The 25,034-nt window shown below is 63.8% G+C and carries 24 protein-coding genes, 2 tRNA genes and 1 riboswitch; of the genes, 18 read left to right on the forward strand and 8 right to left on the reverse strand.

The annotated features are described in order from the left end of the window. Positions 1–9: 9 nt before the first annotated feature. Positions 10–801, forward strand: coding sequence for a DeoR/GlpR family DNA-binding transcription regulator (locus J3D46_RS12250; protein ID WP_231341032.1), 792 nt, complete (start codon positions 10–12; stop codon positions 799–801). Positions 802–809: 8 nt separating this feature from the next. Here J3D46_RS12250 and J3D46_RS12255 read toward each other — a convergent pair whose 3' ends face one another. Continuing rightward, a complete protein-coding gene (locus J3D46_RS12255) occupies positions 810–1,490 on the reverse strand; it encodes a histidine phosphatase family protein (protein WP_253467468.1) in 681 nt (226 codons plus the stop codon). 62 nt (positions 1,491–1,552) lie between these two features. On the opposite strand from J3D46_RS12255, the gene J3D46_RS12260 reads away from it, so the two are divergent. Further along, positions 1,553–2,326, forward strand: coding sequence for a CPBP family intramembrane glutamic endopeptidase (locus tag J3D46_RS12260; RefSeq protein WP_253467471.1), 774 nt, complete (start codon positions 1,553–1,555; stop codon positions 2,324–2,326). A gap of 119 nt (positions 2,327–2,445) precedes the next feature. Here J3D46_RS12260 and J3D46_RS12265 read toward each other — a convergent pair whose 3' ends face one another. Further along, the gene (locus J3D46_RS12265; protein ID WP_231341035.1) at positions 2,446–3,084 is read right to left on the reverse strand and encodes a VOC family protein; all 639 of its coding nucleotides are present in this window, start codon (positions 3,082–3,084) and stop codon (positions 2,446–2,448) included. A 202-nt stretch (positions 3,085–3,286) separates the two neighbouring features. Between J3D46_RS12265 and J3D46_RS12270 the strand changes: the two genes are divergently transcribed. After that, positions 3,287–4,627 (forward strand): bifunctional o-acetylhomoserine/o-acetylserine sulfhydrylase, encoded by a 1,341-nt coding sequence (locus tag J3D46_RS12270; RefSeq protein WP_256491246.1) that lies wholly within the window; start codon positions 3,287–3,289, stop codon positions 4,625–4,627. Positions 4,628–4,790: 163 nt separating this feature from the next. Beyond that, positions 4,791–4,907: riboswitch (SAM riboswitch) on the forward strand. A gap of 14 nt (positions 4,908–4,921) precedes the next feature. After that, a complete protein-coding gene (locus J3D46_RS12275) occupies positions 4,922–6,043 on the forward strand; it encodes a homoserine O-acetyltransferase (RefSeq protein ID WP_253467474.1) in 1,122 nt (373 codons plus the stop codon). Positions 6,044–6,065: 22 nt separating this feature from the next. Here J3D46_RS12275 and J3D46_RS12280 read toward each other — a convergent pair whose 3' ends face one another. From J3D46_RS12280 to J3D46_RS12290, 3 genes are all read right to left on the reverse strand, one after another. Beyond that, positions 6,066–6,470 (reverse strand): DUF2076 domain-containing protein, encoded by a 405-nt coding sequence (locus J3D46_RS12280; protein WP_253467477.1) that lies wholly within the window; start codon positions 6,468–6,470, stop codon positions 6,066–6,068. A 61-nt stretch (positions 6,471–6,531) separates the two neighbouring features. After that, a complete protein-coding gene (locus tag J3D46_RS12285) occupies positions 6,532–7,674 on the reverse strand; it encodes a winged helix DNA-binding domain-containing protein (protein WP_253469215.1) in 1,143 nt (380 codons plus the stop codon). 50 nt (positions 7,675–7,724) lie between these two features. Beyond that, on the reverse strand, positions 7,725–8,567 hold the full coding sequence (locus J3D46_RS12290; protein WP_253467480.1) for an SGNH/GDSL hydrolase family protein: 843 nt from the start codon (positions 8,565–8,567) through the stop codon (positions 7,725–7,727). A gap of 70 nt (positions 8,568–8,637) precedes the next feature. On the opposite strand from J3D46_RS12290, the gene J3D46_RS12295 reads away from it, so the two are divergent. Then, the gene (locus J3D46_RS12295; RefSeq protein ID WP_231341040.1) at positions 8,638–9,288 is read left to right on the forward strand and encodes an alpha/beta hydrolase; all 651 of its coding nucleotides are present in this window, start codon (positions 8,638–8,640) and stop codon (positions 9,286–9,288) included. A 67-nt stretch (positions 9,289–9,355) separates the two neighbouring features. Here J3D46_RS12295 and J3D46_RS12300 read toward each other — a convergent pair whose 3' ends face one another. Then, a complete protein-coding gene (locus tag J3D46_RS12300; RefSeq protein ID WP_231341041.1) occupies positions 9,356–9,583 on the reverse strand; it encodes an RNA-binding S4 domain-containing protein in 228 nt (75 codons plus the stop codon). A gap of 23 nt (positions 9,584–9,606) precedes the next feature. Here J3D46_RS12300 and J3D46_RS12305 point away from each other — a divergent pair, with 23 nt between their 5' ends. The 13 genes from J3D46_RS12305 to J3D46_RS12365 all read left to right on the forward strand — a co-directional run bounded on the left by J3D46_RS12305 (position 9,607) and on the right by J3D46_RS12365 (position 23,236). Then, positions 9,607–10,611, forward strand: coding sequence for a DMT family transporter (locus J3D46_RS12305; protein WP_253467483.1), 1,005 nt, complete (start codon positions 9,607–9,609; stop codon positions 10,609–10,611). 155 nt (positions 10,612–10,766) lie between these two features. Beyond that, the gene (locus tag J3D46_RS12310; protein ID WP_090819307.1) at positions 10,767–12,152 is read left to right on the forward strand and encodes a glycine--tRNA ligase; all 1,386 of its coding nucleotides are present in this window, start codon (positions 10,767–10,769) and stop codon (positions 12,150–12,152) included. Between the two features lie 2 nt (positions 12,153–12,154). Further along, entirely contained in the window at positions 12,155–13,117 is a 963-nt protein-coding gene (locus tag J3D46_RS12315) for a GNAT family N-acetyltransferase (protein WP_231341043.1), read from the forward strand. 234 nt (positions 13,118–13,351) lie between these two features. Further along, positions 13,352–14,818, forward strand: coding sequence for a YibE/F family protein (locus tag J3D46_RS12320; protein WP_231341061.1), 1,467 nt, complete (start codon positions 13,352–13,354; stop codon positions 14,816–14,818). A gap of 105 nt (positions 14,819–14,923) precedes the next feature. Further along, positions 14,924–15,862: an ABC transporter ATP-binding protein gene (locus tag J3D46_RS12325; protein WP_231341044.1), complete on the forward strand. Its 939-nt coding sequence runs from the start codon at positions 14,924–14,926 to the stop codon at positions 15,860–15,862. Then, a complete protein-coding gene (locus J3D46_RS12330) occupies positions 15,859–16,635 on the forward strand; it encodes an ABC transporter permease (protein ID WP_231341045.1) in 777 nt (258 codons plus the stop codon). The genes J3D46_RS12325 and J3D46_RS12330 overlap by 4 nt, the downstream gene beginning before the upstream one ends. Before the next feature lie 30 nt (positions 16,636–16,665). After that, a complete protein-coding gene (locus J3D46_RS12335) occupies positions 16,666–17,778 on the forward strand; it encodes a sensor histidine kinase (protein ID WP_253467487.1) in 1,113 nt (370 codons plus the stop codon). After that, positions 17,775–18,386, forward strand: coding sequence for a response regulator (locus J3D46_RS12340; protein ID WP_231341047.1), 612 nt, complete (start codon positions 17,775–17,777; stop codon positions 18,384–18,386). The genes J3D46_RS12335 and J3D46_RS12340 overlap by 4 nt, the downstream gene beginning before the upstream one ends. A 40-nt stretch (positions 18,387–18,426) precedes the next feature. After that, on the forward strand, positions 18,427–19,608 hold the full coding sequence (dusB, locus tag J3D46_RS12345) for a tRNA dihydrouridine synthase DusB (protein WP_253467490.1): 1,182 nt from the start codon (positions 18,427–18,429) through the stop codon (positions 19,606–19,608). A 64-nt stretch (positions 19,609–19,672) separates the two neighbouring features. Then, complete coding sequence (locus J3D46_RS12350) at positions 19,673–20,989, forward strand: deoxyguanosinetriphosphate triphosphohydrolase (protein WP_253467493.1); 1,317 nt, start codon at positions 19,673–19,675, stop codon at positions 20,987–20,989. A 38-nt stretch (positions 20,990–21,027) separates the two neighbouring features. Next, complete coding sequence (gene dnaG / locus J3D46_RS12355; RefSeq protein ID WP_231341050.1) at positions 21,028–22,920, forward strand: DNA primase; 1,893 nt, start codon at positions 21,028–21,030, stop codon at positions 22,918–22,920. Between the two features lie 53 nt (positions 22,921–22,973). Continuing rightward, positions 22,974–23,046 (forward strand) — tRNA-Asn (locus tag J3D46_RS12360). Between the two features lie 117 nt (positions 23,047–23,163). Next, positions 23,164–23,236 (forward strand) — tRNA-Asn (locus J3D46_RS12365). Between the two features lie 47 nt (positions 23,237–23,283). Here J3D46_RS12365 and J3D46_RS12370 read toward each other — a convergent pair. Both J3D46_RS12370 and J3D46_RS12375 read right to left on the reverse strand, forming a co-directional pair. Beyond that, entirely contained in the window at positions 23,284–23,691 is a 408-nt protein-coding gene (locus J3D46_RS12370; protein WP_231341051.1) for a hypothetical protein, read from the reverse strand. 40 nt (positions 23,692–23,731) lie between these two features. Next, positions 23,732–25,015 (reverse strand): alpha/beta hydrolase-fold protein, encoded by a 1,284-nt coding sequence (locus J3D46_RS12375; protein ID WP_253467496.1) that lies wholly within the window; start codon positions 25,013–25,015, stop codon positions 23,732–23,734. Positions 25,016–25,034: the final 19 nt, after the last annotated feature.

Raw genomic sequence — 25,034 nt, forward strand, 5'->3', positions numbered from 1 at the left:
AGGCTCGTCATGACCCGCACCGATCGGCTGACCGCCATCCTCGATCTCCTGGCCGAGTCCGGCCATGTGGAAGTCGAGGACATCGTGACGCGTCTTGGCGTGTCACCAGCCACGGCACGACGAGACCTGGATAGCCTCGCCAAGCAGCGGTTGCTCAGCCGGACCCGGGGTGGCGCCACCACTGGATCAGTGGCCTACGACCTTCCGGGCCGGTACAACCGTGACGATCACGCTGTGGCCAAACAGGAAATCGCCCTGGCAGCGTCTGCCTTGATCCGGCCCGGTGCTGTGATTGGGCTCAGCGGTGGAACCACCAACACAGCGCTGGCACAGCTCCTTTCCACCCGTGAGGACCTCAACGCTCCGTCCCACACGCCCACCCTGACCGTGGTGACCAATGCCATCAACATTGCCTCGCAGCTGGCAGTGCGTCCCAACATCAAGATCATGGTCACCGGCGGCATCCTGAACCCGCGCTCCTACGAACTCGTGGGCCCCTACACCGATGTCATCATGCAGAAAGTTGCTTTGGACATCGCGTTCATTGGCGTCAACGGCGTGGACCCGGACCTCGGCCCCACCATCACCGACGAAGGCGAAGCCATGGTCAACACGGTGATGGCACGCCGGGCCACTGAATCCTACGTTGTGGCGGACTCTTCCAAGGTAGGCCGCCGTTCCTTCGCCGCCATGGCCGGCTACGACTTCAGGCACCTCATCACCGATTCCGGCATCAGCGCCGAGGACAAAGCCGCCTTCGAAGCCAAGGGCACCGAAGTCATCGTCGCGGCCGCCAGCTAGGGTACCTGCTAGAACCGCATCCTCGGTGCGTGAAGCACTGAGTCGTCAACATCCCTGGGCACCCACTGGCTGAACGGCAAATCCAAACTGTACTGCCCGTCGTCGTTCTTGATCAGTGTGCGCAACTCGGCGTTGTCCGGGTTGTTGAGCGACTCGAAGTACTCAACTGTCCAGTGGAACCAGCGCATGCAAAACAGGCGCATGGTCAGTCCGTGCGTCACCAGGAGTGCGTTCGGGGCATAGCTGGGCTTTTGCCAGTGGCGGTAGAGCGTCTCCATGAACGATGACACGCGGTCGTACACGTCAGAGCCGGACTCACCCTCGCGGAACCGGTAGAAGAAATGGCCGTACAGGTTGCGCAGCTCCTTTTGATCTTCGATTTCCCCGGCAATTTGGAAGTTGGCCCAGTCCTGTTCCCGCAGCCGGGGTTCCTCGATCACGCGCTCGATCAGAGGTCCGAGTTTCATCGCTTCCAGGGTTTGGTAGGCCCGCAAATACGGCGATACGTAGACGCAGACCTGCTCGCCATCGAGTTTCCGGCGAAGTGCTTCGCCGGCAATCCGGGCCTGCTCCACCCCCATCTCAGTCAGGGGGATCCGATAATCCGGCACACGGTTGTAGATGGTCGTGTCGGCATTCGCGGCCGACTGTCCGTGCCGGATCATGAAGATTCTCGCTGGGGCGCCCATCCCACCAAGCATAGGTGCGTGGTTCCCGGCAAAGTGGCAGGAACTGCGGGCAAGATAGGTACATGTTCCTTGCTTCCCGCCGCCGGCTGCGCGCCGAAGTACTTATTGTGCTGGGCCTATCCCTGGGCCAGTCGGCCGTCTACTCCGTGGTGCAATTGCTGGACAAGATGACGCGGGCACCGTTGGCCGACGCCACCTCAACCCTGAACAGGTCCCAAAGCACCCGGGAGTACTTCGACCTTACGTACCAACTGCTGGACATCATCTTCGCCCTGGTGCCGGTGGCCCTGGTGTTCTATTTCCTGTCCATGCATATCCAGGCGAACCGGGATGGTGAGAGCGGTTCGGCCTTCGCCCGGCTTGGCTTCAATTTTGCCCGCCCCGGGAAAGACCTGATTCAGGGTTTGGGACTGGCGGCGGCTATCGGTATTCCATCGCTGGGTCTTTACGCGGCCGGGCGGGCCCTCGGAATCACCACGGCCATCGTGCCCAGCGGGCTGGACGCCTACTGGTGGACCGTGCCGGTGCTGGTCCTCTCGGCCATCCGGCACGCAATCGTCGAAGAAGTGATCGTGGTGGGCTACCTCATGGACCGCTTCGGCAAGTTCGGCTGGAGCATGCCGGTAGCCATCGTTGTCAGTGCCGTCCTGCGGGGCAGCTACCACCTGTACCAGGGCTTCGGGCCGTTCATCGGCAATGTGGTCATGGGGCTGGTGTTCGCGTGGATCTACACCAAAACCAAGCGGGTGATGCCGTTGGTGATTGCCCACGCCTTGCTCGATATCGTGGCGTTTGTTGGCTTCAGCCTGTTCGGTAAGGCGGTTGGCTTGGGATAGGGCCTTAAAATTATCCGGCCGCCATCGGTGGGTGACGTCCTTGGCACCCGCTGATGGCGGCCGAAGTTTTACCGGACATGGTTGACCGGTCCCGGGACTGGCCCGGATGGAGGGGGCTGTCAGATGGTGACGGCCCCGGAGGCGGTTTCGAAGGTGACGGCCAGGATGCCGGGGGTCCCGTGCGGGGCCATCCACTGGACCGCAACGTCCTCAAGCGGCTTTTCCACCGGCTCGCCCAACCACTCGGTGACGCGTTCGGCCGAGCCTGCAATGGTGAGGCTGGACATCTTGACGTCGCTCTCGTAAATCCTGGACGGGTGCAGTGCCGGGTCGCCCTCCCACTTGAGCAGGTACGGGACCTGGGGATCGGCGATCAAACCGAGGATTCCGATTTGCTGCCACACCAGTTCGCGGCCGTCCGGGAACTTGCGGTTGCCCGGAACAGCGGAGCGGCCAAGCCGGTCTTCGAACGGGGCGAGGTCCTCAACAGCGACGCACCAGCCCATCCACCCTCCTCCGGCAGCTGAGCGTGCACGAACTGCTTGGCCAAATGGTGCTTTGTCTGAAGCAGGGTGGTCCAGGACCTCCACCACTTCAAGGTACTTGTTATCCGCAAGGGGAATGATCATGTTCCGGGTACCGAAGCGCGGGTGCACTCCGCCCCGGACAGCGTCCACTCCCAATGCCGCGGAAATTCGTTCGGTAGTGGCCAAAAGGCCATCTCGTTCACAGGCGTAAGAGACGTGATCCATGCGCATGGCTTCATCTTGGCACTTTGTGATCGGGGTCTCAGCTAAGTCAAGCCTAACTAAGGTGGGATGTGTATAAACCGTGACGGTGGGCGTCATGGAGGGACGCGAAAAGACCGAAAGATTCCACCGGCGTCACAAAGCTGTCCTAGCCTCCGGACAGTTCCTAGACTGGCCCCAGCTCACACCGCACCACATTCCCGCCAAACCCATGCGTTATGAAGAGGAGAACTCCATGTCCCAAGGATGGTCTTTCGAAACCCGCCAGATCCACGCAGGCCAGGAGCCCGACTCCGCCACAGGCGCGCGGTCGCTGCCGATCTACCAGACCACGTCCTTCGTGTTCCCCAGCGCCGAAAGTGCTGCCAACCGCTTTGCCCTGGCCGAACTCGCACCCATCTATACCCGGATCGGCAACCCGACGCAGGATGCCGTGGAGCAGCGGGTTGCGAGCCTTGAAGGCGGACTGGGTGCACTCTTGCTCAGCTCCGGCCAGGCTGCCGAGACATTCGCCATCCTGAATATCGCCGAGGCCGGGGACCACATCGTAGCGAGCCCCAGCCTGTATGGCGGTACCTACAACCTGCTGGCGCACACGCTGAAGAAGTTTGGCATCTCGGTCACGTTCGTCGAGGATCCTGACAACCTGGACCAATGGCGTGACGCTGTCCAGCCGAACACCAAGCTGTTCTTCGGCGAAGTGGTTTCCAACCCCCGCCAGGATGTGCTGGATATCGAAGGCATCGCCCGTACGGCACATGAGGCCGGTGTGCCCCTGATCGTCGACAACACCCTGTCCACGCCGTACCTCATCCGACCCATCGAGTGGGGCGCGGACATCGTGGTCCATTCCGCAACAAAGTACCTGGGTGGCCATGGCTCCGCAATCGCCGGAGTGATCGTGGACTCCGGCAACTTCGACTTCGGCAAGGACCCGGAGCGTTTCCCTGGCTTCAACACGCCGGACCCGAGCTACAACGGGCTCGTCTACGCCCGGGACTTGGGCAAGGACGGCGCGCTGGGTGCCAACCTTTCCTACATCCTGAAGGCCCGCGTCCAGTTGCTTCGCGACCTTGGCTCGGCTGTGTCCCCGTTCAATGCCTTCCTCATTGCCCAGGGCCTGGAGACGTTGAGCCTGCGCGTGGAACGCCACGTAGCGAACGCCACCAAGGTTGCCCAGTGGCTTGAAAGCCACGACGACGTCGAATCGGTGGCCTATGCGGGCCTGCCGTCCAGCCCGTGGTACGACCGCGGCCGAAAGTATGGCCCCAAGGGCACCGGCGCAATTGTTGCGTTCAACATCAAGGGCGGCGTGGACGCCGGCAAGCGCTTCGTGGACGGATTGGAACTGCACTCCCATGTCGCCAACATTGGCGACGTCCGTTCCCTGGTCATCCACCCGGCGTCCACCACGCACAGCCAGCTGACGGTGGAACAGCAGGTCGCTGCCGGCGTCAATCCCGGCCTGGTCCGTTTGTCCGTAGGCATTGAGCACGTGGATGACATCATCGCCGACCTCGAAGCCGGATTCAGGGCTGCCAAGGGCGCCTGACGCCCGGGCTCATCACCTCCGCCGGGAACGCCGCCCGCGCCGACGATTATTCGCCGGGCGGCACTTCCGGGTGCTTCTTCGTGAATGAAGCTGGCCCAAACCGTCACACTGTTGTCACATTCTTCGCCAGAACCGCCCTGCATTTCCTAGACTCTTCGTATTAGGTCATGAGTGCCAGCACACAGCCCCGGCTTGCTGGCCGGCAACCCTCCTCCGCGGTGGGGTGCCCCGGGTGAAGACCTGGCCTGTTCGCACGCAAGGCGACGGGCAAGCGCGAGGATAGGTGTCAAAGGAATGACCATTACTGCTACAGCCCTTCCAAAATCCGGAGAAGAAGACGGAACCGTCAAGTATGCCGGGATCGGACCGCTGGAACTTGAAGCCGGCGGACTCCTTCCGGACGTTGTCCTGGCGTATGAAACCTGGGGCCGGCTGAACGCGGACGCGTCCAACGCCGTGCTCATCGAGCATGCGCTCACGGGCAGCACGCATGTCGCCCGTGGAGCCACTGACGAAGAAGGCTGGTGGGAGCAGCTGGTGGGGCCTGGTGCCACCATCGACACCGACAAGTTCTTCGTCATCTCCATCAACATCGTGGGTGGCTGCTATGGGAGTACCGGACCATCGTCGGAAGCGCCGGACGGCAAGCCCTGGGGCTCACGTTTCCCGTTGATCACCCTGCGCGACAGCACGGAGGCCGAAGCGCGACTGGCTGATGCCCTGGGTATCGATGCCTGGCATGCTGTGTTGGGCGGTTCGATGGGCGGCGCCCGGGCACTCGAGTGGGCCGTGACATTCCCGGACCGCGTCAAACGCTGCGCCGTCATCTCGGTGGGCGCCTACAGCACGGCCGAGCAGATTGCCTTCGCGCAAGCCCAGACTTTGGCGATCAGGCAGGACCCGAACTTCAACAACGGCGACTACTACGGCGGCTCTGCGCCCGAGCACGGTCTGGCGCTGGCCCGGCGCATCGCCCACATCACCTACCGCTCGGCACTGGAGCTGGATTTCCGCTTTGGCCGGCAAGCCCAGCACCAGGAGACACCGCTTGCTGCCGCGGTGTTGGGGGAGCGTGGCCGCTACCAGGTGGAAAGCTATTTGGACCACCAAGGGACAAAGCTGGTGCGCCGTTTTGATGCCAACAGCTATATCGCCATCACCGAGGCCCTGATGTCCCATGACGTCACGCGTGGCCGCGGCTCGCTGGAAGCGGCGTTGTCGCGGACCAGAGCTGAGTTTTTCGTAGCGGCAGTGGACAGCGACAGGCTCTACTTCCCGGCGCAATCGCGTGAATTGGCTGCTGCGCTCCCGGGCGACGTGCCGGTACAGGTCATTGAGGCACCCATTGGCCACGACGGGTTCCTCACCGAAATCGGGCAGCTTTCAAGCCAACTTCGCCAGGCGTTCTTCGCCTAAGCCTCCGGACGTATCAAACGGCTCAACCGTTCATGATGTCGGCGCGCTGCTTCATGTAGTCCTCCATGGCGATCTCGCCGTTGCTGAACTTCGCGTCCAGTTCTGACAGCTTCCGTGCCCGGTAGCCCTGTGGCTCGGAGCCGCTGGATGCCGGGAACGGCGCAGGGGATGAAGGGCTCGACGGCGGCCCGGCCTGCGGTGGCGCATCCGCGGGGCGGACGACGACCGGCTCGGATGGGTAGCCGGGGTAATTCTGTTGCGGGAAGTTCTGTGGGGGATAGCCCGGACCCGGCAGGTTCTGCTGCGGGTACCCGGGGCCGCGGAAGTCGCCATGCTGGATCCGACGCGCCCGGGAGCGGTTGTACATACGGATCCCGAGTGGGATCAGCCACGAGCAGACGATGATCCAGAAGATCAGATTGTTCACAGTGCAGGCCTCCTAGGTCTTCTCCCAGCTTAGCCCTGCTGCTGAAATCGACTCGGCGACGTCACACCAGCTTGGTGTCCATTCCCAGGAACCGGCCGTAGCGCTCCGCCTCGGCCTCAAGTGCGGCCTGCTGCTCCGGCGTTGCCGGCCGGTTCATGCGCACGTCCAACTCACAAGCCCCGCCGGAGAAGCCATGACGCCACCAACCGGCCAGTCTGCCGTCCAGCAGGACCACGTGCAGGGGTCCGTTGTCCTCGGGGAAATATGGAGCAGTCCCGCCCAGGTAATGCCGGGACTGCGAGTAGCCCATGACGTATTCGTCGTAACACTGAATGAGGTCGACGCGGGGGAGCCCGGACTCCCCGGCAGGCGAAGAATCGCTACCGCTCGAGAGGGCCTCCGCCTCCTCTGCGGCCAGGTAAAAACCGAGACCGTCAAAGGACACCGACGCGAGGCTGCCGGGAGACAGGTCGTCAGCCACGTGCAGGCCCAGCTTCACATCTTTCATGGTCAGACCGGACCACACGGAACAGTCTTTGATGGTGGCCGGCCCGCGGCTGCTGAAGTACCTCAGTGCCAGTTGCCCCAAGGCGCGCTCGCGGGCGTCCCCGGTCAGTGAGGACGTACCAACGAAACCCGGCACTCGTTCCTGGAACAGTGCATACGTCTGTTTCAGGGCGCCACCGGCGGAGCGGACGGGGGCGCCGCTCACCAGGGTGCAGCTGATTTCCGCGTGCATCAGATGGTAGATAAACCCCAGTCCCTTGCTGGGGAAGCCGGCTTGCCCCAGTACTTCAGCCAACTCTTCGCGGGTCTTATGGGCGCCGTCCGCCACGGCCTCACCGAGGATACGGCCACTCAATGCCGCTGATTCCTCATCCACACCCGTCTGGCGGTACATGCCCTTGTTTCCCTGATGAAGCCGATCCGCCGAGAGCCCCATCAACCAGCCGAGATCGTCCCGGTGCACAAAATGCCAGGTGGGCCGGAGGATATGCGTCCGCAGGATCGTTCCGTCTGCTACAGCCTGCTCCACCTCGGTGGAGGTGCTGCCGGCCGTCCTTTGTGCCAGCGACCATCGCGCGTAGGGGAACTCCTGCGACTGGACGGCCAGGAGGTTGCGGACCACCTCTCCGGCATTCCGGGCAAGCGGAGCCCGTAACTGTTGCCTTCGCAGGCGCAGTCGCCGAACATTCTCCGCCATGCGGGTCTCGTCAGCCGTCACTGCGGTCCTCGACAAGCATTGCCGTCACCCTAACGGCGCGGCAAGAGGGTGCCGCTGGAACCGAAGACGGGTCCCGGCGTCGGACGCTTTGGACTGATGCCGTCGCCTGAAGATTGGTGTCGCAGCCTTCGGATGACCCATGGGACGAAGTACTCGCGCGCCCAGACGAGGTCGGAAGAGCGGGCCTCGCGCCATGTACGTGGGGGTAATGGTTTGGGCATCAGGGGCTCGAGTGTATGTTCTACGTTCAGTGCCTCCAGGACCATGGTTGCGATGGTGTGGTGGCCCAACGGGGAGAAATGCAGGCGGTCGACATCCCACATTTGCGGATCAGCCAACTGCCGTAGCGACCACATGTCGGCCACCACGGCGTCGTGGCGTGCCGCTACGGTACGGAGGTTCTCGTTGTAGATAGCCACCTTGCCGCGAATGCGTCCCAGGACGGAGGCGGCCGTGTCCGGGCCGTTGAACAACACCACAGCGGCGCCGCCGGAGCTCAGCTCGCCCACCGCGACGTCGAGTTTTTCAGCCAGCAGATCGGGGTCGCCGCCAGGCCGGATGAGATCGTTGCCGCCGGCCGAGATGGACACCAGGTCCGGCTGCAACTCCAGGCAGGGACCAACCTGTTCGTCCAGAATCTGCTGCAGGAGCCGGCCCCTGATGGCGAGGTTGGCATACGCGAAATCCCCGTGCCCCCGGCCAAGCTCCTCAGCGACGCGATCGGCCCAGCCGCGGTAGCCGCCGGGGTTCGCGGGTTCGGGATCGCCGATCCCTTCAGTGAACGAATCACCCAGGGCCACGTAACGGCTCCAAGGGTGTTTTTGAACAGGTTCGCCCGGCTTCAACAAAGGATTGTTCTCACTCACGCTCATATCCTGCCTCGTCACTGACAACCTACGCCACCGTAGGTTGTTACTTCCGGGTAACTGTAAGAATGGAACCATGACTGAAGCCCCCGCATTCCCCGCGCCCGTTGTCCTGTGGTCCCACGACGAAGCCGAGCGTGCCGGCAAGCCACTCCTGGTCCTGCTGCACGGCTACGGTTCCAACGAGGAGGACCTCTTCAGCCTGGCCGGGCTGTTGCCTGACGGCTTCGTGGTGGCGGCACTCCGGGCGCCGATGCCCATGGGGCCGGGCTTCACGTGGTTCCCCCTCACAGCGTCCATCGACTACTCGCTGGACGCCGTGAAGCTTGCCGCGGAATACGCGCTGGGGTGGCTGGACACGGTCAAAGCCAACCACTCATCGGTGACCTTGCTTGGCTTCTCCATGGGCATGGCGATGGCTACCACCATGGTCCGCTACCGTCCCGCGGACTTTGCTGCCGTCGTCGGACTTTCAGGTTTTGTGATCGACGCCGGCGCTGACGCCGCCTTCCGGGACCACGAACTGGATGGCTCGATGCCCATGTTCTGGGGCCGGGACCAGCAGGATCCGGTCATTACCCAGGACAAGATCGAATACACCATGGGCTGGGTGCGAAAGCACGTAGACCTCACCAAGGTGCTCTACACCGGGATGTGGCACGGCATCAACCAGCAGGAGATCGGGCACGTGGGTGAATTCCTGACCCACAAAGTCCTCACCGATTGAGTTTTTGTACAGATAACGCCCCCAAGAGCCGTTCTTGAGGGCGTTATCTGTACAAAATCCCGGTGCGTCAGGCGGCGGTGATCCGCACAGTCTGGCCGTTGACGGTCACGGTATCGCCCACGTGGAGTTGGCGGCCACGGCGGTCATCGATCTCGTCGTTGACTTTGACCAAGCCGTTCTTGATGAGCTCCGTGGCTTCGACACCGTCTTCCACGAGGTTGGCAAGCTTCAGCAGTTGGCCAAGGCGGATCATGTCGTCGCGGATGGGGATCTCTTCGATTTCCGGATTGCTCATACAGTAATGATGCCTGAAGTAGTGTGGGGACGGTGCCGCAGCCTTCTCCCCGTCCTGTCCTTCCGCTCGCCCTTGGCCTCCCCATTGCAGTCGCAACAGGCTTGGTCATCCCGCTCCAAGGAAGGATCAACGGGGCACTTGGCGCCAGGCTCGAGGACGGCATTGCCGCCGCCGTGGTGAGCTTCACCACAGGACTCCTGCTCATCAGTGCAATTTCCTTTGCAACACCCAAAGGCAGGGCCGGCCTCCAGCGCATTATCCCCGCCGTCCGGAACCGCAGCTTTCCACGCTTCTACGTCATGGCCGGTGCCATCGGTGCATTGTTCGTGTTTGCCCAGTCGTTCACCGTCGCCCTGCTGGGGGTAGCGCTCTTCACTGTTGCCGCGGTGACGGGGCAGACATTGAGCGGATTGCTGGTGGACCGGATGGGCATCGGACCGGGAGGGAAACGTGCCATCACGGGAGTGCGGGTCCTGGGCAGCGTCCTGACCGTTGCCGCCGTCGCCTGGGCAGTTTCGCCCCGGTTCGGCGGCGACGCCGATATCGCCTCCCTCGTGTTGCCCGTCCTGCTGCCACTTGCTGCCGGATTCTTCATGAGCTTCCAACAAGCCATGAATGGAACGGCCACCGTTCACTACGGGACGCCGATTGCAGCCACGCTGGTCAACTTCATTGCCGGGTCAGCCATCCTCTGGATCGCATGGCTCATTAAGCTTGCCGTCGCCGGCCCGGGCAATCCGCTTCCCTCGGAGTGGTGGTACTACCTCGGCGGGCCCATGGGCTGCCTCTTCATCGGGCTGGCGGCCCTCCTGGTCCGCAGCCTCGGCGTGCTGATCACCGGCTTGGGCATGATTGCCGGTCAGCTGGTGGGATCGTTGCTGCTCGACGTCGTGATCCCCAGTCCCGGCGCCGTGGTCGCCTTGCCCACGGTGCTGGGTACGGTACTGACGCTCGCCGCCATCATCGTGGCCACCTTGCCGTGGCCCAAAGGCGCTTTCGCACGAAGAGGCCATGCCAAAGGCCGGTAGGCTAGGAGACGCAGTGCCCCCAAGTGCTTTTTCCAGTAGGGTCAAGTACTTTGCAGTAAATTTCCCCCAGCACCCCGCCGGACAACCTCGTCCGGAAACCGGGGCTAACCACCGCGGACCGCACCCAGCGGCCCTGTAGAACAAATGGAGTACCCATGGCAGCAAAATCCGTCCTTGACCAGGTCATTTCCCTCTCCAAGCGGAGGGGCTTTGTCTTCCAGGCCGGTGAAATCTATGGTGGCTCCCGTTCCGCATGGGACTACGGTCCCCTCGGCGCGGAGCTGAAGGAAAACATCAAGCGGCAGTGGTGGCAGAGCATGGTCCGGGGCCGCGAGGACGTTGTAGGCCTGGATTCCTCCGTCATCCTTCCCCGCCAGGTATGGGAAGCGTCCGGCCACGTGGAGGTCTTCTCCGATCCTTTGGTGGAGTGCCTGTCCTGCCACAAGCGCTACCGTGCAGACCACCTCGAGGAAGAGTACGAGGAAAAGAAGGGCCGTCCCGCTGAGAACGGCCTCAAGGACATCGCCTGTGCCAACTGCGGCACCCGTGGCGAATGGACCGAGCCGCAGGAATTCTCCGGCCTTCTGAAGACGTTCCTCGGCCCGGTGGCCAGCGACGAAGGCATGCACTACCTCCGCCCGGAAACCGCCCAGGGCATCTTCGTGAACTTCAACAACGTGCTCACCACCTCCCGGAAGAAGCCGCCGTTCGGCATCGGCCAGATCGGCAAGTCCTTCCGTAACGAGATCACCCCGGGCAACTTCATCTTCCGTACCCGCGAGTTCGAGCAGATGGAGATGGAATTCTTCGTCGAGCCCGGCACCGATGAAGAGTGGCACCAGTACTGGATGAAAGAGCGCATGTCCTGGTACACGGGCCTGGGCATCCGTGAAGACAACCTCCGTTTCTTCGAGCACCCGCTGGAGAAGCTCAGCCACTACTCCAAGGGCACTACGGACATCGAATACCGTTTCGGTTTCCAAGGCTCCGAGTGGGGCGAGCTCGAAGGCATCGCCAACCGGACGGACTTCGACCTCTCCACCCACGCCAAGGCCTCGGGCACCGACCTGAGCTACTTCAACCAGGCAACCAACGAGCGCTACACCCCGTTCGTGATCGAGCCCGCCGCTGGCCTGACCCGCTCCTTCATGGCCTTCCTGATCGACGCGTACACCGAGGATGAGGCACCCAACGCCAAGGGCGGCGTCGACGTCCGTACGGTGCTGAAGCTGGATCCGCGCCTTGCCCCGGTCAAGGCAGCCGTCCTGCCCCTGAGCCGCAACGAGGACTTGTCCCCCAAGGCCAAGGCGTTGGGCGCCCAGTTGCGCAAGAACTGGAACATCGACTTCGACGACGCCGGAGCCATCGGCCGCCGCTACCGTCGCCAGGACGAGATCGGTACCCCGTTCTGCATCACCGTGGACTTCGACACGCTCGAAGACCAGGCAGTCACCATCCGTGAGCGCGACACCATGAGCCAGGAACGCGTGTCCTTGGACAAGGTTGAAGGCTACCTGGCAGCACGCTTGATCGGCGCCTGATCGTGGCTTTGGAGTACCGCGAATGGAAGGAAGGCGACGACCTCGCCCTCCTGGAGATCTGGGGTAGCCCGGAGACCCTTCCCGCCGAGCAGTTCCGTGCCGCCCTGGCGCCGTCGGGCAACCAGCCATGGCGCCGGTGCATCGTGGCCGAGGACGTCGTGGACGGCGTACGGATTCCCGTTGCGGCAGGCGTGGTCCATGAGGCATCGCTGCACCCCGAACGCCTCTGGGTTTACATCGAGGTTGCCAAGGACCATCGCCGGGAAGGCGTCGGCGCCACGCTGCTGACCATGCTTCGCCGCGAAGCCGGGAACTCGCCGTCGGGCGTTTCCAAGCTGCGCAGCAAGGTGGAACCGGGAACTGCTGGTGCGGCATTTGCTGCGGCTGCGGGACTGGCACCGATCCAGCGTTCGCAGCTGGTGGTTGTGGAGCCTGAGCCTCTGTCATTGCCGAGGTTCGGCGACGGTTCCGAGGAAGCTGCGTCGGAGCGTGTGGAGGACCTGGCGACTGGTTCCGTTGAGCTCAGTGATGTGGTGGGTAAGTACTACTCGCACGTCCACCACTGGGATAGCCCGGGGGAGCTGGGCGTTGCAACGGTTCAGCGCTTGTTCCTGCATGACCTGACAGGTGCCCATGGCGCAATAGTCCTGCGCGCGCCCAAGGCCAGTGCCTTCGGCGAAGGCGTTCCCGCGAGCCGCAAGGGAAAGATCCAGGCGTTTGCCATCAGCTACGCCCAGGGCAACACCGACGAACCGTCGGACGTCTTCCTCGGCCATGATCCTCAACTGTCCACTGACGATGCGTCGGCTGCGGTGAGGGATCTGCTGGCGCTCATTGCCTACCAGCACCCGGTGTTGTTGGAAGTTGACGAATCGATGACGGCCCTGCGGAATGTCCTCACTCCGTTGCTGGAATCAGGCAAGGCCCACGTGCGCGGTGCGGATACGTTGATCGTGAGCGACTGACCACTGTTTCCGCATGTCAGGATCCCACGCCGTCCGTCACCATGGGGCAGCGTGGGATCCTGCGTTTAAGCTTCGCCGTGGGACACCCATCTTCGCTGGAGCCAACACAGCGGGCGGGTGACATCCGAATCCGCGCGTCCAAAGCCGGTCTTTGTGGCGACAAGGAAGGTGAACGTCCTGGGTCGTGGGGTGTCCGGGGCCCGCGTAGGGTTGAGGCATGAGGTTTTGCTGCTGATGGGCCACGGTCACTCCCACGGTCATTCTGAAAGTTCCGAGCCAACGCCGCAGGCTCTTGCCTCGCGGAAGAGGGCCAACTGGATATTGGCGGCCATACTTGTTCCGCTGGGCGTCCTGACCCTGGTGGCCATGATGGTCATGTGGCCCTCGGGCAGCCGGGAAGGGATCACTTTCTCAAGCCCGTACCAAGCTGCCCCGGGCGTCACGTTCGATACCGGCCGGATCCAGAGCGTGGTGGTGGAAAGCTGCACGCAAACCGGCCAGACGGATACGGGCCAAACAGGCACCGGCCAAACGGACACCGGCCAAAACAACCAGTCCGGCGGCTCGCAGTGCACGTTCGCCTTTACGGAGCCGGACAAGGGCGGGGATGTAGTCAAGGTGGTCATCAACCCTGACGTTGCCATGTCCCACGGCGTGGACGTGGGGGACTCCATCCGGTACTTGAACCTCTCCGCGGTCCAGGGTGCCAACGCGGGCAGCGGCGCTCCTGCCTATGTCTTTGTCGATTTTGTCCGCAGCATTCCCATCGCGCTGCTGGCCGTCCTGTACGCGGCGGTGGTTATCGCGGTTGCCCGTTGGCGCGGCTTCCGGGCGCTCCTTGGGCTGGTGGGTGCGTACTTCGTCCTGGTCAGCTTCATCCTGCCCGGATTGGTGGAGGGCAAACCCCCGCTGCTGCTGGCGTTGGTGGGGTCCACGGTGATCATGATCGGGGTCCTGTATTTTGCGCACGGATTCTCGGCGCGAACGTCCACGGCCCTCTTGGGGACCATATTTGGGCTCAGCATCACAGCGCTGTTGGCGGCCTGGGCTACGGATGCCGCCAACCTGGCCGGCGTCGGAAACCACGATGCCTCAACGCTGGTGAACATGTCGAGCCAGATCTCCATCTCCGGGATCATTCTCTGCGGCCTGATCATTTCCGGCCTGGGCGTGCTTAATGACGTCACCATTACCCAGTCCTCGGCAGTGTGGGAACTCTATGAACTGGCGCCCAACACCAGCGCCCGCAAACTGTTCACCTCGGCCATGCGGATCGGCCGGGACCACATCGCCTCCACGGTGTACACCATCGCTTTTGCCTACGCGGGCGCAGCCCTTCCGATACTCATCATCGTGATGCTCTACGACCGTCCCTTGGCTGAAGCGCTCACCAGCGCCGAACTCTCCGAAGAAGTCATCCGAACGCTCGTGGGTTCCATCGGGCTGGTTCTTGCGATCCCGGTCACGACGCTGATCGCCGTCCTCGTCGTCAAGGCGACCGGCATGAAGCGCCCAGCTCCTGCGGATGGGCCGTCGGTTGGTCCCGACGACGTCGAGGACACCGGCGCGCTGGCGGCAGCGGCCGCCGTCGCGCGGTCCGACGCGCACGACGCCGGAACCCGCCTCGACGCTCCCGCCAAACCTGCACGGCCGGGCAGCCGCCGCGCCCAGCGGGAAGCGGAGCGGCGCAGCCCGGAATAGCCCACTGATGACATTTGTCACCCAGAAGGTGTGACACCGTCCAGGGGTGCGACGGGCAGGACGCGGGTTGACTTGGTTGCAGAACAACAGCAACCAGGGAGAGCCATGAAAGCAGCAGGTGTACCGGCCGTTCAGGCCGCCGGACTTCACAAGAGCTTTGGAAAGGTCCACGCAGTTCGCGGGCTGGACCTGACGGTGCAGCAGGGGGAGGTGGTGGCCTTCCTTGGGCCCAATGGCGCCGGCAAGACCACCACCATCGACATGATCCTTGGGCTGAGCACCCCGGACCGGGGCAGTGTCTCGGTCTTCGGGCACACGCCACGGGCTGCGATTGCCAGGGGCCAGGTGGCTGCAGTGATGCAGACCGGTGGCTTGCTGCGGGATATCAGCGTCCGGGAGACGGTGCAGCTCACTGCAGCGATGTTCGACTCCTCGCGCCCGGTTGACGAAGTCCTGACCCGCGCAGGCATCCTGGACATCGCGGACCGGAGGGTGGAGAAGTGTTCCGGCGGGCAACAGCAGCGCCTGCGCTTTGCCATGGCGTTGGTCTCCGACCCCGGGCTGCTCATCCTCGATGAACCGACCACCGGTATGGACGTAGCGGGGCGCCGTGATTTTTGGACTGCCATCAGGGCCGACGCGTCGCGGGGGCGAACCGTCATCTTCGCCACCCACTATCTTGAGGAGGCTGATGCCTACGCCGATCGCATCGTCCTGGTCCGCCAAGGGGCTGTTGTTGCCGACGGCACGGCAGCACAGGTGAAGAACCTCGCGTCCGGACGGACGGTCCGGGCAGCGCTGCCGCCGGGGGACCGGGAGCTGCTGGCCGGGCTGCCGCCGGCCGCCACAGTGGAGTACGACGCCGGGCGCGTCACCGTCCGAACCTCCGACTCGGACACAGTGGTCCGCTACCTGCTCAACAACACCGGTGCCCACGACCTTGAAGTGGTCGCCCACAACCTGGAGGAGGCCTTCGTGGCGCTCACCGCGGACGAACCAGGGACGGGCGCTATCCACCACGCATTGGAAGGAGACCGGGCATGAGCCAGGCACCAGCCATCCAGGACCGGAAGCCATCCGCAGGCGGCATCAACCGCACCTTCCTGTGGATAGAAATCAAGCGGATGCTCCGAAACCGCAGGACCGTCATCTTTACCGTCCTGATGCCGGCCATCTTCTTCTTCATCTTTGGGCTGTCCAACAAGGACCAACTGCTTCCCAACGGCCATAGCTACGGGCAGTACATCCTGATCAGCCTCACCGTCTACGCGGCCATGACGGCAGCCACAGGTGCGGGCAGCCAGGTGGCTGTTGAACGGGCGCAGGGCTGGAGCAGGCAACTGCGGCTCACCCCGCTCCTGCCGGGGGCCTACATTGCCGTCAAGGCAGCGGCGGCGCTGACCTTGTCCCTGGTAGCCGTCATTGCCCAATTCGTCATTGGTGCCATCGCCGGGGTGACCATGGACCCGCAGATCTGGCTGACCGCAGGCCTGGTTGCCTGGTTGGGTTCACTAGTCTTCGCCGCCCTGGGCCTGTTCGTCGGGTACCTCATGCCAAGCCAGAACGTCATGCAGATCCTTGGCCCGGCGCTCGCCATCCTGGCCATGTTGGGAGGATTGTTCATGCCGATCGAGATCATGGGAGACACCTTCGGCGAGATTGCGAAGTTCACACCGGCCTACGGGATCGGACAATTGGCGCGCAGCCCCATCACCGGCGATTTTGATGCCCTCTGGATCGTTAACGTGCTGGTATGGCTGGCCATCTTCGTTGGCGGGGCGGCCATGGCCTTCCGCCGTGACACAAAACGTGTCTGAGCCCGTCCCGCGGTGACTATTGTGGGATCCATGAGCAGCCCTGGCCTTGGCGACACGTTCCGTGGGCCCGGGCCCCGCAAATGGTTCGTAGGAGCCGGATTCTCCATCATCCTCTGGGCCTGGCCCACGTGGAACCTGGTGTGGTCGGTGGACGAACCCCCGCTATGGAAGGTGGCTGCTTCCGCATCGCTGGTGGCTTTCTTCGCCGCCTACGCCGTCCTGCCGATGTTCAGCCGGAGCCGCGGAACCAGGACGGGACTCGCCTGTACGGGGATCCTGTTGGCTTTGAACGGCCTTGTCATTCTCCTGGTCGGCAAGGAGGCATTGTGGACCTGGCCGTTCCTCGCATGCGCCATCGCCATGACCGTGCTGCCGCCACGTGTGGACTTTGTCCTCATCCTTGCCATGGCCGCTGTGTCCTTGGCGACGGAACTGGTAACCGGTACCCCCGAGCAGGCGTTCTTCCAGCCCGCCCTCATCCTGTCGCTCGGCCTCATGATGTCCTCCTTTGCACGGCTGATCCGGCAGACGGTCCAGCTCCGCGAGGCGCAAACCGAACTGGCCGACGCCGCAGTGGCTGCCGAGCGCAGCCGCGTCGCCCGGGACATGCACGACATTCTGGGGCACTCCTTGACGGTGATCGCTGTCAAAGCGGAGCTGGCCGGGCGGTTGATGGAAGGATCACCCGCGGATCCGGCCACGGACAGGGCCGCCGCGGAAATCAGCGATGTGCAGGACCTGGCCCGCGGCGCGCTCGCAGATGTCAGGGCCACTGTTGCCGGTTACCGGGGAGTGAACGTCCTTGCCGAGCTCGCAGCGGCCCGGTCAGCTCTCGAGTCGGCGGGGATCAATGCTGAATTGCCCGGCTCGGTGGAGCAGGTGCCGGCCAGGCACCGGGAACTGTTCGGCTGGGTGCTCAGGGAAGGCATCACGAACGTGGTTCGGCACTCAGGCGCCGGCCGCTGCCGGGTCCTGTTGACGGCGTCGAGCGTCATGGTGGAGGACGACGGCGTCGGGCCAGGTGCCGCGGGATCCTTCGGTAGCGGCCTGGCCGGGATCCGCGAAAGGGCAGCGGCTGCCGGTGGCAGCGTTAATGTGGGCTTGAGTGACCTGGGAGGGTTCAGATTGGTTGTTGAGGTATGACTATCCGTTTGGTGATTGCCGACGACCAAGCGTTGGTCCGCGGGGCTTTGGCCGCTTTGCTGGGGCTTGAGCCGGACATCGAGGTGGTGGCTGAGCTGGGTGACGGAACAGGAGTGGCGGACGCCGTCGTCGAATACGCTGCGGATGTGGCCATGCTCGACGTCGAGATGCCCGGGTTGGATGGCATCAGTGCCGCAGCGGCCGTCCGCCGGGCGGCGCCTTCGTGCCGGGTCCTCATGGTCACCACGTTCGGCCGGCCGGGCTACCTCAAGAGGGCCATGCAGGCCGGAGCGTCGGGCTTCGTGGTCAAGGACACGCCTGCGCGCCAGCTGGCTGAGGCGGTCAGGCGCGTGCACCGCGGACTGCGCGTAGTGGATCCCGTCCTCGCCGCGGAGTCGTTGACTTCCGGCGACAGCCCGCTGACCGAACGTGAGGCGGACGTGCTTCGGGCAGCGTCCGACGGCGGCACCGTGGCAGACATTGCCAAGGCCGCGATGCTCTCCGAGGGGACAGTACGGAACTACCTCTCCGCGGCCATGGCCAAGACAGGCGGAAGGACCAGGGCGGAGGCGGTCCGGTTGGCCGCGGACAATGGCTGGCTTCTCTAGGGTTTCCCGCCGATTTGCCCGCATTTGCAACAATGGATGGGTGACTGTAGTAGCGACGCCCCCTGCACCAAAGCTCGAGCTCCCGCCATTGAAGCTCGGTGGGATCACCGTGGACACCCCGGTAATCCTCGCCCCCATGGCGGGCATCACCAACTCTGCCTTCCGCAGGCTCTGCCGTGAATACGGCGGCGGCATGTACGTGGCCGAGATGGTGACCTCGCGTGCCCTCGTGGAGCGGACGCCGGAATCGCTGCGCATCATCTCCCACGATGAGGACGAGAAAGTCCGATCGGTGCAGCTCTACGGCGTGGATCCCGTGACGGTTGGTGCCGCAGTGCGCATGCTCGTGGAAGAAGACCGGGCAGATCACATCGACCTTAACTTTGGGTGCCCAGTGCCCAAAGTCACCCGACGCGGCGGCGGCTCTGCCCTGCCGTGGAAGATCGACCTCTTTACGTCCATCGTGAACACAGCAGTCAAGGAAGTGTCCAAGGGCGGCATCCCGCTGACCATTAAGATGCGCAAGGGCATCGATGAGGACCACCTGACGTACCTCGACGCCGGCCGCATCGCCCGCGACGCCGGAGTGGCCGCCGTCGCACTGCACGGCCGAACCGCCGCGCAGTTCTATTCCGGCCAGGCCGACTGGTCCGCCATTGCCCGCCTCCGCGAGGCATTGCCCGACATCCCGGTGCTGGGCAACGGCGATATCTGGTCCGCTGAGGACGCTGTCCGCATGGTCCGGGAAACCGGCGTGGACGGCGTCGTCGTCGGCCGTGGTTGCCAGGGGCGCCCGTGGCTGTTCGGTGACCTGCAGGCCGCCTTCGAAGGCAGCGACCAGCGACACCGCCCGGGCCTGCGTGAAGTAGCCGAGGGCGTTTACCGGCACGCCGAACTGATGGTGGAGACCTTCGGGAACGACGAATACAAAGCGCTCCGCGAGATCCGCAAGCACATGGCCTGGTACTTCAAGGGCTACGTGGTGGGCGGGGAACTGCGTGCCAAGCTGGCCACCGTGCCCACCCTGGAGGTCCTGCGCGAATACCTTGACGAGCTGGACATGGATTCGCCCTACCCCGGAGTTGATTCCGAGGGTCCCCGCGGCCGCGCAGGTTCGCCAAAAAAGCCCGCGTTGCCCAAGGACTGGCTGGTCAGCCGTCAGCTGAACGCTGAACAGAGCGCGGAAATCTCCGCTGCGGAGCTGGACGTTTCGGGCGGCTAGCCTCACACGTGTAAGACTGACTCAAGAAGCTCCACACCCCGGCGCTTGAAGGAGGCAGATACCCATGGGAACCGAAGCAGTGCTTGGCCACAACGGAACCAGTCACGATTATGTGTTGGCCATTCCCGGATACGCCGAGGCGGATTCAGCACGGTGGGTCGAAGAGTCCCGCAAGACCACGTACCGTTCGGACTTTGAACGGGACCGTGCCCGGGTCCTGCATTCCTCGGCACTGCGCAGGCTGGGCGCCAAGACCCAGGTGGTCGCCCCGGACACGGACGACTTTGTCCGCACCCGGCTGACCCACAGCCTCGAAGTCGCACAGGTTGGCCGTGAGCTTGGCCGCTCCCTGGGCTGTGATCCTGACGTCGTGGATACAGCCTGCCTGAGCCATGACCTGGGACACCCGCCCTTCGGCCACAACGGCGAATCCGCTTTGAACGAGGTGGCTCACACCATCGGTGGTTTCGAAGGCAATGCCCAAACACTGCGCCTGCTGACCCGGCTCGAACCCAAGGTCCTGGGCGAGGACGGCAGGCCCGCGGGACTCAACCTGACCCGCGCCAGCCTGGACGCCGCATCCAAATACCCGTGGTCCGCCGTCGACGCCCCCGTCATCCACGGCCACCGCACCAGCAAGTTCGGCGCCTACGAAGACGACCTTCCCGTGTTTGAGTGGCTGCGTGAAGGCGCCCCCGGAAACCGCTCGTGCATCGAGGCCCAGGTGATGGACCTCGCCGACGACATTTCGTACTCGGTCCACGACGTCGAAGACGCTATTGTCGCCGGCCATTTCCAGCTCAAATGGATGGAAAACCCGGATCACCGGGCGCGCGTGGTGGGTTACACCAAACAGTGGTACTTGCCGCACAACGACCCCGCCGAAATCGATGCGGCGCTGGCCCGGTTGGAAGCCACCAGGGTTTGGGTCCGCGAGGCCGATGGCAGCCGGAAGTCCATGGCCGCCCTGAAGGACATGACCAGCCAGTTGATCGGCCGGTTCTGCCAGAGTGCAATGGAAACCACCCGGGACCATTTCGGGCCCGCCAACCTGACCCGCTACGACGCCGAACTCATGGTTCCCGAGGACACCGTCACCGAGATCGCGGTCCTCAAGGGCCTTGCCACCACCTTCGTCATCTCCACCGACCACCGCCAGCCGGTCTACGAACGCCAGCGCGAGGTGCTGCACGCCCTCGTGGGTGTCTTGAACGCCACCGGCGACCGTCACCTGGAGCCGATGTTCGCTGCGGACTGGCGCGACGCCGTCGACGACGGTGCCCGGCTGCGCGTGGTGATCGACCAGGTCGCATCGCTGACGGACGTGTCCGCGCTGGCCATGTATGAACGCCTTGTGGGCAGCCTCCCGTCACTTTGGTGAGGGCCGGTGCGTTTGGCCGGAGCGACTAGGATGGTCACGTGGCTGGCCTGATCAAACGTGAAGATATCGACGAAGTACGCCAGCGCACGGATATCAAGGAAGTCGTTGACGGATACGTCACGCTCAAAGGCGCGGGACTGGGCAGCTTCAAGGGACTGTGCCCCTTCCACGACGAGCGATCGCCCTCCTTCACCGTCCGCCCACAAGTGGGCAGGTACCACTGCTTCGGCTGCGGCGAGGACGGCGACGCCATCTCCTTCGTCCAGAAAATGGACCACAGCTCGTTCCATGAGGCCGTCGAGAAGCTGGCTGCAAGGATCGGCTACGAGCTGCGCTACGAGGACGGCGGAACCGGTCCCAGCCGCGAGGAAGTGGGCAAACGCCAGCGCTTGCTGGACGCGCACAAGATCGCCGATGAGTTCTTCCGCGCCCAGCTGCTGACTCCCGGGGCGGCCGAAGGACGCAACTTCCTAGATGGCCGCGGCTTTGACCGCGCGGCCGCTGAGCATTTCGGTGTGGGCTATGCCCCGCAGGGTTGGGACGCTCTCCTGAAGCACCTTCGTGGCCGTGGGTTCACTGACGCTGAGTTGAAACTCACAGGGATGTTTTCTGAGGGGAACAGGGGCATCTACGACCGCTTCCGGGGAAGACTCATCTGGCCCATCCGCGACATCGCCGGCGACACCATCGGCTTCGGCGCCCGCAAGCTTTACGAGGACGACCAGGGCCCCAAGTACCTGAATACCCCTGAGACCACGCTCTACAAGAAATCCCAGGTCCTCTACGGCATCGACATCGCCAAGCGGAACATCGCCAAGGAGCGCCAACTGGTGGTGGTGGAGGGGTACACCGACGTTATGGCCTGCCACCTCGCAGGAGTCACGACGGCGGTAGCCACCTGCGGTACTGCGTTCGGCACCGAACACATCAAGGTCGCCCGGCGGCTGCTTTCGGACGACGGCAGCGGCGGGGAGGTCATCTTCACGTTCGACGGCGACGCCGCCGGCCAGAAGGCCGCCCTGAGGGCTTTTGAGGAAGACCAGCGCTTCACGGCCCAGACCTACGTCGCCGTGGAGCCCACTGGTGCCGATCCCTGCGATCTTCGCCAACTCAAGGGCGACGCCGCGGTGCGCGACCTCATCGGTACCCGGAAGCCGCTTTTTGAGTTCGCCATCAGGGCCACTTTGCGCCGGCACAACCTGGACACCGTGGAAGGCCGTGTGGCCGCATTGCGGGAAGCCGCCCCCGTGGTGGCACAGATCAGGGACTCTGCCACGCGGCCCGGCTATACGCGCAACCTGGCTGGCTGGTTGGGCATGCCCATCGAGGAAGTCAGCAGCTATGTTGGGGCGGCCGCCAAGCGCGCAGCGTCCGGCGGCAGCACGTCGGGTCCCTCCGGCGCAGCTGAACAATCCGCGGCGGCGGCAGCACCGCCGTCGAGCGGTCCTGTCTTCCAACGGCCCGACCCCAGGGACCCGATAGCGGGTATGGAACGCCAGGCCCTGGAAGTTGTCCTCCAGGAGCCCGCGGTGCTTGGCGGGGGAGCGTGGGAACGTTTCGAGGCCTCGTACTTTGCCACCCCTGCCTATGCTGCCGTCCACACGGCAGTGCGCGCCGCTGGCCTCGCCCATGCGGCTGATCCGGTGGCGTGGGTGGAACAGGTCCGCCAGGAAGTTCCCGAGCCGCTGCGGCCGTTGGTGTCCGAGCTTGCTGTCACACCGTTGCCCGCCAGCACTCCCGAAGCCATGCAGCGGTACTGCCGGGACATCCTGGCCCGCCTCTTCGAACTGCAGATCACACGCATCAAAGCTGACAAGATGGGCCAGTTGCAGCGCTTGGACGCAGGAGCCAACCCGGAGGAATTCCAGCGCCTGAACCGGGAGCTCATGCAGTTGGAAATGGAACGTCGCGCGCTGCGTTCCGACGGCTGAGAACCTCGATTTCGTTTTCCGGCGGGCCCCTGTTAAGCTAGTAACCGCTTCATTCCTCCGTAGCTCAATTGGCAGAGCATTCGACTGTTAATCGAAGGGTTACTGGTTCAAGTCCAGTCGGAGGAGCGCGCAATACCCCCGTTCCGGTGATCCGGAATGGGGGTATTTTTTATACCCCCAGGGGGTATGCCGGGCCGATTTCGCATTCCGGTGAAACCTTTGCTAAAGTCATAACCGCTTCATTCCTCCGTAGCTCAATTGGCAGAGCATTCGACTGTTAATCGAAGGGTTACTGGTTCAAGTCCAGTCGGAGGAGCACAAGGACCCCGTACCGGCTTCCCGCCGGTGCGGGGTTCGTCTTTTTCAGACGAAATCCATCTCCACCTGCAGGAAGCGGGCTGCCTCGGCCACGGCTGCCAGGAACGAATCCTGTTCTGTAGGTGGGGTCCTGGGTTCGCGGGGATGCCACTCGTGCGGAGCTGAGTAGACGCGGGTGAAGCCGCCACCGGGTGGTGCGTAGAAAATTCCGAAACGCTGGACAGGCCACTCAGGCGAGGTCTCGGGTGCAACCAGCAGGGCTGCGTCGGCTTCGGGGTTGTACCACTGGGCAATGGGGCGGCGCCGGTCGTCGGTGAAGAGTCCTGCGGCGTAGAGGGCGGCTGACTGCGGGCTGGTCACTGAGCACAGACGATCCCACCACAGCGGCAGGATGCGTTCATCCCGTCGCTGCCAGGGTGCCGGAAGCGGCTGCAGCTCTTGCCAATGTGGCACAGCTCAACTTTATCGCCGGTAGGTGGCGCGCAAAAGGGTTCTAGCGCGAGAGCCCCAGACGCGGATAGAGCACCTCGAAGCCTTTGGTCAGTCCCGCGTTCAGGGCGATACCCACGTGTCCGCCGTTGGGGACCTCGTAGTAGGTGACGGTCATGCCTGCTGCCTGTGCAGCAGCGGAGACGGCTTTGGCGGCGGCCACGTACGTCACGTCGTCGGAGCCAACAGTGAAGACGGCCGTGGTGTCAGGGAATTGCTTGCCCTTCATGATGTTGATGGGCTTCTGGGCGTCGTAATCCGCCTGGTTGCCGCCGAAGATGGCTGCAAGATTGCCTGCCGGATCCTCGGCGCCCGGGAACTCTTCACCGGAGATGTCCACCACGTTGCCCCACATTTTCGGGTATTTGACGGCGAAGGAGATGGCGCACTGGCCGCCGTTGGAGTAACCGGCGATGGTCCAATGCTCCCGGTCCGGGAGGATGTTCAGGTTGGCTTTGGCCCAGTTCACCACGTCCTCATTGATGTACTTCTCCACGTTGCCGTACTTGGCAGTGTCCAAGCAGAGGTTGTCGTTCTCATCAGGGCCGATCTGGTCCGCGACGATGGCAATCGGGGCAAGGCCGTTGTTCTTCGCCGCGAATTCATCCAACGCAGCCGATACGTACTGGGGGTCGGGGAGGCCGGGCTGGCCCATCATGAGGACGTACAGGGGCAACCGTGGCGGGTTGTCCGTCAGGGCCGCAGGAGGCAGGTAGATGCCGGCGGGCCGGGCGTCAAAGCCCGAGGCCGTTGCCGGTATCACCTGGGTGCCCACCTTGCCCTTGGCCGGCATGGTGGCCGGGGGTTTCCAACTTTGCCACAGCGGACCTGCGGGGATGGAAGCATCCGGGTTTGGCTTGTTCAGCTGGATAGCCCCCTCAGTGGAGATCCCCAATGCCGAGCCCAACGTCTTGTTCAGCCCGAACTCGGCGTTGATGCCCAGGGCGGCTACCAGGAGGAACACTGGAATGGCGAATGCCGCCACCACTTTCCGCCACGGCCGGCTATGGCGGAAGCTGACCGCGGCCAGGCCCAACGCAGCGAAGCAGGCGACGGCCCAGAACCACACACGTGGTGTCAGGCCCACGTGGAAGACATCCATGACGTCCTCAATGAGCCACACAGTCAGCCACCCCAGCAACGCAGCCGACACAACGGCGACGATCGCGGTGAGTGCCCAGCGTGCAGTCGGCCTGAGGAACAGTACAAGGAAGAACACGGCGCCGATAGCCCCGGCAATGGCCATGACGACAGGACCGCTGATGTCAAGTTTCAGGATGTCGTCCATGGCTAGGAAATCTGTCCGG

It is taken from the genome of Paenarthrobacter sp. A20, assembly GCF_024168825.1.
Classification (GTDB): Bacteria; Actinomycetota; Actinomycetes; order Actinomycetales; family Micrococcaceae; genus Arthrobacter.

What these genes read in the sequence shown, in the direction of transcription:
- J3D46_RS12335 (WP_253467487.1), top strand. Translation starts at nt 16,666, where the DNA reads ATGAGCAGCCCTGGCCTTGGCGACACGTTCCGTGGGCCCGGGCCCCGC.
- J3D46_RS12320 (WP_231341061.1), top strand. Translation starts at nt 13,352, where the DNA reads ATGGGCCACGGTCACTCCCACGGTCATTCTGAAAGTTCCGAGCCAACG.
- J3D46_RS12290 (WP_253467480.1), bottom strand. Translation starts at nt 8,567, where the DNA reads ATGAGCGTGAGTGAGAACAATCCTTTGTTGAAGCCGGGCGAACCTGTT.
- J3D46_RS12260 (WP_253467471.1), top strand. Translation starts at nt 1,553, where the DNA reads ATGTTCCTTGCTTCCCGCCGCCGGCTGCGCGCCGAAGTACTTATTGTG.
- J3D46_RS12250 (WP_231341032.1), top strand. Translation starts at nt 10, where the DNA reads ATGACCCGCACCGATCGGCTGACCGCCATCCTCGATCTCCTGGCCGAG.
- J3D46_RS12375 (WP_253467496.1), bottom strand. Translation starts at nt 25,015, where the DNA reads ATGGACGACATCCTGAAACTTGACATCAGCGGTCCTGTCGTCATGGCC.
- J3D46_RS12310 (WP_090819307.1), top strand. Translation starts at nt 10,767, where the DNA reads ATGGCAGCAAAATCCGTCCTTGACCAGGTCATTTCCCTCTCCAAGCGG.
- J3D46_RS12300 (WP_231341041.1), bottom strand. Translation starts at nt 9,583, where the DNA reads ATGAGCAATCCGGAAATCGAAGAGATCCCCATCCGCGACGACATGATC.
- J3D46_RS12295 (WP_231341040.1), top strand. Translation starts at nt 8,638, where the DNA reads ATGACTGAAGCCCCCGCATTCCCCGCGCCCGTTGTCCTGTGGTCCCAC.
- J3D46_RS12340 (WP_231341047.1), top strand. Translation starts at nt 17,775, where the DNA reads ATGACTATCCGTTTGGTGATTGCCGACGACCAAGCGTTGGTCCGCGGG.
- J3D46_RS12275 (WP_253467474.1), top strand. Translation starts at nt 4,922, where the DNA reads ATGACCATTACTGCTACAGCCCTTCCAAAATCCGGAGAAGAAGACGGA.
- J3D46_RS12330 (WP_231341045.1), top strand. Translation starts at nt 15,859, where the DNA reads ATGAGCCAGGCACCAGCCATCCAGGACCGGAAGCCATCCGCAGGCGGC.
- J3D46_RS12270 (WP_256491246.1), top strand. Translation starts at nt 3,287, where the DNA reads ATGCGTTATGAAGAGGAGAACTCCATGTCCCAAGGATGGTCTTTCGAA.
- J3D46_RS12350 (WP_253467493.1), top strand. Translation starts at nt 19,673, where the DNA reads ATGGGAACCGAAGCAGTGCTTGGCCACAACGGAACCAGTCACGATTAT.
- J3D46_RS12255 (WP_253467468.1), bottom strand. Translation starts at nt 1,490, where the DNA reads ATGGGCGCCCCAGCGAGAATCTTCATGATCCGGCACGGACAGTCGGCC.
- J3D46_RS12325 (WP_231341044.1), top strand. Translation starts at nt 14,924, where the DNA reads ATGAAAGCAGCAGGTGTACCGGCCGTTCAGGCCGCCGGACTTCACAAG.
- J3D46_RS12265 (WP_231341035.1), bottom strand. Translation starts at nt 3,084, where the DNA reads ATGCGCATGGATCACGTCTCTTACGCCTGTGAACGAGATGGCCTTTTG.
- J3D46_RS12285 (WP_253469215.1), bottom strand. Translation starts at nt 7,674, where the DNA reads ATGGCGGAGAATGTTCGGCGACTGCGCCTGCGAAGGCAACAGTTACGG.